Annotated in this window: 3 protein-coding genes; 1 reads left to right on the top strand and 2 read right to left on the bottom strand. The window is 39.1% G+C overall.

Annotated features, from left to right (window positions below; all coding sequences use genetic code 11):
- Positions 1-35: 35 nt before the first annotated feature.
- Both QM469_RS09800 and pflB read right to left on the bottom strand, forming a co-directional pair.
- Positions 36-2,138, bottom strand: a complete 2,103-nt coding sequence (locus tag QM469_RS09800) for an ATP-dependent Clp protease ATP-binding subunit (RefSeq protein WP_311522593.1) — start codon at positions 2,136-2,138, stop codon at positions 36-38.
- A gap of 404 nt (positions 2,139-2,542) precedes the next feature.
- Complete coding sequence (pflB, locus tag QM469_RS09805) at positions 2,543-4,858, bottom strand: formate C-acetyltransferase (protein ID WP_049527379.1); 2,316 nt, start codon at positions 4,856-4,858, stop codon at positions 2,543-2,545.
- 237 nt (positions 4,859-5,095) lie between these two features.
- On the opposite strand from pflB, the gene dinB reads away from it, so the two are divergent.
- Positions 5,096-6,157 (top strand): DNA polymerase IV, encoded by a 1,062-nt coding sequence (gene dinB, locus QM469_RS09810; protein WP_414276731.1) that lies wholly within the window; start codon positions 5,096-5,098, stop codon positions 6,155-6,157.
- Positions 6,158-6,288: the final 131 nt, after the last annotated feature.

Genomic DNA, 6,288 nt, shown 5'->3' on the forward strand with positions numbered 1-6,288 from the left:
TCAACTGGTTCCTTTTTTACACTCAAAATTTTAATTTAGGCTTTTTCACGAATGACCAAGACACCATCTTCCATATCAGCTTCTAGGTGTTTAGCATCAAGATTATCCAAATGGAAATCTGTCACTTTATCACGGATCTGTTGTTCAACTACACGACGGAGAGGACGAACACCCATGACTTCATCATAACCTTCTTCAGTCATGTATTCTTTGGCTGCATCGCTCACTGCCAAATCGATCTCTTTCTTGGCAAGTGTCTTATTGACATCAACCAACATCAAATCAACAATCTTAGAAAGGTCTTCCTTGCTCAAATGTGAGAATTCGATAACAGCATTGAAACGGTTGAGGAACTCTGGACGGAAGTATGGTTTCAAACGATCCATGAGCTCTGGTTTGTCCGCATCTTCTGTCAAGTTAGCTTCATAACCAAAGCCTGCATTTGAAGTTGCGATAATCACCGTATTCTTGAAGTTTACCGTGTTACCTTGACCGTCTGTCAAACGACCATCATCCAATACTTGGAGAAGAAGAGTAATCACTTGAGGGTCTGCCTTTTCAATCTCATCAAGAAGGACAATTGAGTATGGATTACGACGGACACGTTCAGTCAAGGTATTGTTATTATCATCGTAACCAACATAACCTGCAGTGGTACCAATCAATTTAGAAACGGCTGTACGATCGCTGTATTCTGACATATCCAAACGGATGATAGCATCTTTAGTTCCGAACATATCAAGAGCTAATTGTTTAGCTAATTCAGTTTTACCGACTCCGGTAGGACCTACAAATAGGAAGCTACCGATTGGACGGTTTCCTTCGTCAAAGCCTGCACGGTTCCGACGGATGGCACGTGCTACTGCTTCAACAGCCTTATCTTGACCAATAACCTTAGTTTGCAAACGGTGACCCATATCTTTCAAACGTTCGATATCAGTTGCATCCATTTGTGAAACAGGGATACCTGTCATACGTTCTACAGACTCAGCAACATCATTAACAGTTGCAGTAACCTTATGATCTTCTGTATGGTTGGCAATTTTCTTTTCAAGTTCTTCGATACGAATTTTTGCATTTAATGCCGCTTCATAATCCTCTTTAGCAGCTGCAGCTTCTTGTTTAGCTTTTTCTTCTTCAATTTCATGTTCCACAGCATGCACATCTGTCACTGGGTGTTGTGCTGCCAAGTGAGCAGCTGTCACATCGACCAAGTCGATAGCCTTATCTGGCAAGCTACGTTGTGGAATGTATTGAACAGAGTAATCAACAGCCGCTTTCAATACTTCATCTGGCAAGATAACGTTGTGGTGTTGTTGATAAAGATCACGAATACCTTGGAGAATCTTGAAAGTATCTTCAGCAGATGGAGCATTAACTTTCACTTCGTTGAAACGACGAGCAAGAGCAGCATTTTTCAAAATAGTGTTGCGATATTCATCTTGAGTTGTTGCACCAATCACTGTTAATTCACCACGTGAAAGAGCTGGTTTCAAGATATCAGCAAGACCTTTAGATCCTTGACCATCCCCTGTGCTACCTGCGCCAAGGATTTGATGAATTTCATCGAAGAAGAGGATAATGTTTCCAGCTTCTTTAACTTCTTTTACCAAGTTTTGAATGTTTTCTTCAAAGCTACCACGGTATTGAGTACCAGCTTCAAGTCCAGAAATATCAATGGAAATGATTTCTTTATTCTTGATTGCTGCTGGAACATCACCATTCACGATAGCTTGGGCAAGACCTTCTACTACTGCCGTTTTACCAACACCAGCATCACCGACTAGAACTGGGTTATTCTTTGTACGACGAGAAAGGATTTCAGATGTTTCTTGAATCTCCTTATTACGTCCAATAACCGGATCTAACTTACCTTCACGAGCTTCAGCTGTTAAGTTACGTCCAAGTTTTGCAAGAATACCATCTTGTTTCATAGCTTTACCTTGAACATACTGAACTTGGTCACTTCCTTCGCTTGGAAGTTGACCAGTTTGACGGTAAATAGCGAATTCTTCAGGTGTTACTTCGCGACCGTTAATCAAGTAACGACGGTTTTCTGAACTGTATCCACGCATACCACCCATCAATTGGTTAAATAAATCATCCATGTTGTTAAAGTTATTAAAGTTGTTATTCATATTTCATACCTCGTTTGTTTTTATATTTACTTAGTCAAAATAATTTGACTTTCTCTGACCTTTATTTTAAAAAATTTAGACTAGCTACTTGCTACTCTACGTATAATTTCTGGTTTTTCTTTATCCAATGTAGATTTTGTAATTGGAATTCTAAAAATACTAATGTTAAACATAGGTTGCACCTCTTTTCTAGGTTTTACCCATACTTTGATCTCAAGATAACATAGACAATCACCTTAAAATCAAGGTTTTCTAAGGATTTTCTTATCCTTATGTTCTTAGTATATCACTTTGGTCAGTAATAGTCAAGAGATTTGACCAACTTTGACCAACTTTTTTTAAAAATTTTTTTATACCAAAAAACCAGTCAAAATGACTGGTTTTTGATTTACTATTTATGAATCTTAGCTCAATGCATCATCCATTGAAAGAACTTCGTGGAAGACACGTTGTGTCAATTCAGTTTTTTGTTCTGGAGTGAGGTACTTAGTATTTACACAGTATCCTGAGATACGTACGATTACGTCTTCACCTGACATGATCTTTTCGTAAACATCGTTCAAGTCCATAACGTTCAAGTTAACGTGTTGTCCACCGTTTTCGAAGTAACCATCAAGGATTGTTACCAAGTTATCAACTTGTTCGTCACGAGTTTTACCAAGAGCACGTGGTGATACTTGAGTTGTCAATGAGATACCATCAGCTGCGTAACCAAAGTCAAGGCTAGCAAGTGAGTTCAAGTTTTGCAACCATCCACCTTTAGCTTTGTTAGATGGGTTAGCACCTGGTGAGAAGAATTCAAGTTTAGACAAGTTCACTGAACCATCTTCGTTGAGGTATACACCTTTGTGGACTGGAGAGTTACCAGTTTGTTTAGAGTAAGCAACGTTAGATGTGATTGTCAAAAGTGATACTGTAGCTTCTGCGTCTTTGTAAAGTTTGTGGCTACGTAGACGAGTTGTGTAAGCTTCGATCAACCATTCTGCCAATTCGTTTGAACGTGGGTCATCTTCACCCCAACGTGGGTATTCACCGATTGTTTCGTAATCGTAGATGTAGCCATTTTCGTCACGGATTGGTTTAACTGTAGCGTACTTGATAGCTGACAATGTGTCAACAGTATTAGCGAATCCACAGATACCAAATCCCATGTTAGCACGTTGTTTAGTTGGCAAGAAGGCCATTTGAACAGCTTCGTAGTTGTACTTGTCAGTCATGTAGTGGATGATGTTCAAAGCATCTACGTAAGTGTCAGTCAACCAGTCAAGAGATTTTTCAAAGTTAGCTTTAACTGATTCGAATTCAAGAACTTCATCACGGATTGGTTCGATGTCAAATACTTTGTAGTCTTTATGAACATCATCGTAACCACCGTTCAAACCAGTAAGAAGAGCTTTAAGAACGTTAACGCGAGCACCGAAGTACTGGATGTTGTGACGTTGTTCTTCATTTTCTGGGTCAAGTGGAGACACACAGCATGAGATACAGCTCATTTCACCATATCCGTCTTTAGCCATTGTTGTTACACCTTCGTATTGGATAGAAGAGTGTTTGTGGCTCATGTGCATACAGTAGCGACGGAAGTTGTATGGCAATTTATCAGTCCAAAGAACTGTCAAGTTTGGTTCTGGAGAGTTACCGATGTTGTCAAGAGTGTTCAAGAAACGGTAGTCCATCTTAGTAACACGGTGACGACCGTCGTTACCCATACCAGCCATTGAAGTTGTGATGAAGGTTGGGTCACCTGAGTACAATTGGTCGTAAGCTTTTGTACGAGCAAATTTAACTGTACGAAGTTTCATAACGAAATCATCAACAAATTCTTGGATTTCTGATTCAGTAAATGTACCACGAGCAAGGTCACGTTCTGCAAAGATGTCCAATACGATTGGCACACGTCCAAGAGATGTAGCCGCACCGTTGATAACACGGCAGACAGCCATAAAGGCAATGTTTACCCATTGGATAGCTTCTTTAACGTTCATCGCTGGTTTACGAACATCAACTCCGTAAAGATCACCCAAGCGTACAACTTGTTGCAATGCTTGATATTGAAGGTTGATTTCTTCACGAAGACGGATTGTTTCTTCATCAATTTCTTCGATTGAGTTCCAATCGTTAACTTTTTCTTGCATCAAGTAGTCTGCACCGTAAAGAGCAAGACGTGCATAAACACCGATGATACGTCCACGTGAGTATGCATCTGGAAGACCAGTTACAGTGTGAGCGTGACGAGCACGACGGATGTTTGAAGTGTAAGCACGGAAGATACCATCGTTAACAGTTGTTACGTATTTAGTGAAAATTTCGTGAACAGCTGGATCTGGTTCGTATCCATTTTCTTTCAAAGTAGTTTCAGCCATACGGATACCACCTTTTGGCATGAAGTTCAATTTGAAGAGTTCATCGTTTTGGATACCATAAATCAATTCGTTTTCTTTGTCGATAAATCCAGCAGGAATATCAGCAATAGAAGTTGGACGAGTGTCCATTGGGAAACGAGTTTCTTCGTAGTGTGCTTTAGTTTCTTCTACGATTTTTTTGATGTGGAGTGAACGTTCTGTTGGTCCTGCAAGGAAGCTTTCATCTCCATCATAAGGAGTGTAGTTTGCTTGTACAAAGCGTGATACACTTGCTTTTTCTTTCCAGTCAACACCTTTAAAGCCTTCCCAGGCTTTGTCAAAAATGTCCTGTGCTTCAACAACTGTCTTAACAACCATGTTAATTCCTCTTTTTTCTTTCTAGTAACAGTCATCTGTTACATTCATGTATTCAGTATAACACACAGTAAACGATTTCAACAACTAAAAACTCACTTTTTTAACACTTTCTTTTCTAATACAGTCCGAAATATGCCACAAACTGTATTATATTTTTGAAAGAGGTTATTTTGATTTTCATTTTTTCAGAAAAAGAGTATAATAAAATTAAACAAACTGGCACTGAGAGGTTTCTCCATGTTGATTTTTCCACTAATGAATGATTTATCTCGTAAAATCATCCATATTGACATGGATGCCTTTTTTGCTGCTGTTGAAATTCGAGACAATCCCAAACTTAAAGGGAAGCCAGTTGTGATTGGTAGTGACCCTAGAAAAACTGGTGGTCGCGGTGTTGTTTCTACCTGTAGCTATGAAGCACGAGCATTTGGCATCCACTCAGCCATGAGTTCTAAAGAAGCCTATGAACGTTGCCCTCAAGCAGTTTTCATTTCTGGAAACTACGAAAAATATACTGCTGTCGGTCAACAGATTCGAGCTATTTTCAAACGTTATACGGATAATATCGAGCCTATGAGTATCGATGAAGCTTATCTAGACGTGACTGAAAACAAACTCGGCATCAAGTCCGCTGTTAAAATCGCTCGACTAATTCAACAAGATATTTGGAATGAACTTCATTTGACCTCTTCTGCTGGTGTGTCTTACAATAAATTCTTAGCTAAAATAGCCAGCGATTACCAAAAACCTCGAGGTCTGACAGTTATTCTCCCTAATGAAGCTGAAGATTTTCTCAAACAAATGGATATCGCTAAATTCCACGGTGTAGGTAAGAAAACAGTTGAGAAATTGCATCAAATGGGCGTATTCACAGGAGCTAACCTTTTAAAAATTTCTGAAATTAGTCTCATTGACCGTTTTGGTAGACTCGGTTTTGACCTGTATCGCAAGGCTCGTGGCATTGATAATTCTCCCGTCAAATCCAATCGCATTCGTAAGTCTATCGGAAAAGAAAAAACTTATAGTAAAATTCTCAATCTAGAAGAGGATATCAAAAAAGAGCTAACCCTCCTTTCGGAAAGAGTTGCCCTTAGTCTTCAAAAACATGAAAAATCTGGAAAGATTGTTATTTTAAAAATCCGCTATGCTGACTTTTCTACAATGACTAAGCGGAAAAGCTTATCTCAAAAGATCCAAGATGCTGAAACTATTTCACAAATGGCTATCCAACTTTACGAATCTCTGGCAGATAAAGATAAAGACGTTCGCTTATTGGGTGTCACTGTGACTGGATTTTAAAACCGGCTCTATAATTTCTGTAGTGGGTAAAACCACCATAGGAATTATGGAGCCTATTTTGTTGTAGAAAAAAAGTCCCATAAGACCTATAATGAAAAGCGACCAAACCATCATTAGAAAGAATCTTATGG

Source organism: Streptococcus infantis (genome assembly GCF_047464215.1).
GTDB lineage: Bacteria > Bacillota > Bacilli > Lactobacillales > Streptococcaceae > Streptococcus > Streptococcus infantis_P.

Coding starts and splice junctions, on each gene's coding strand:
- QM469_RS09800 (WP_311522593.1), bottom strand. CDS start 2,138: ATGAATAACAACTTTAATAACTTTAACAACATGGATGATTTATTTAAC.
- pflB (WP_049527379.1), bottom strand. CDS start 4,858: ATGGTTGTTAAGACAGTTGTTGAAGCACAGGACATTTTTGACAAAGCC.
- dinB (WP_414276731.1), top strand. CDS start 5,096: ATGTTGATTTTTCCACTAATGAATGATTTATCTCGTAAAATCATCCAT.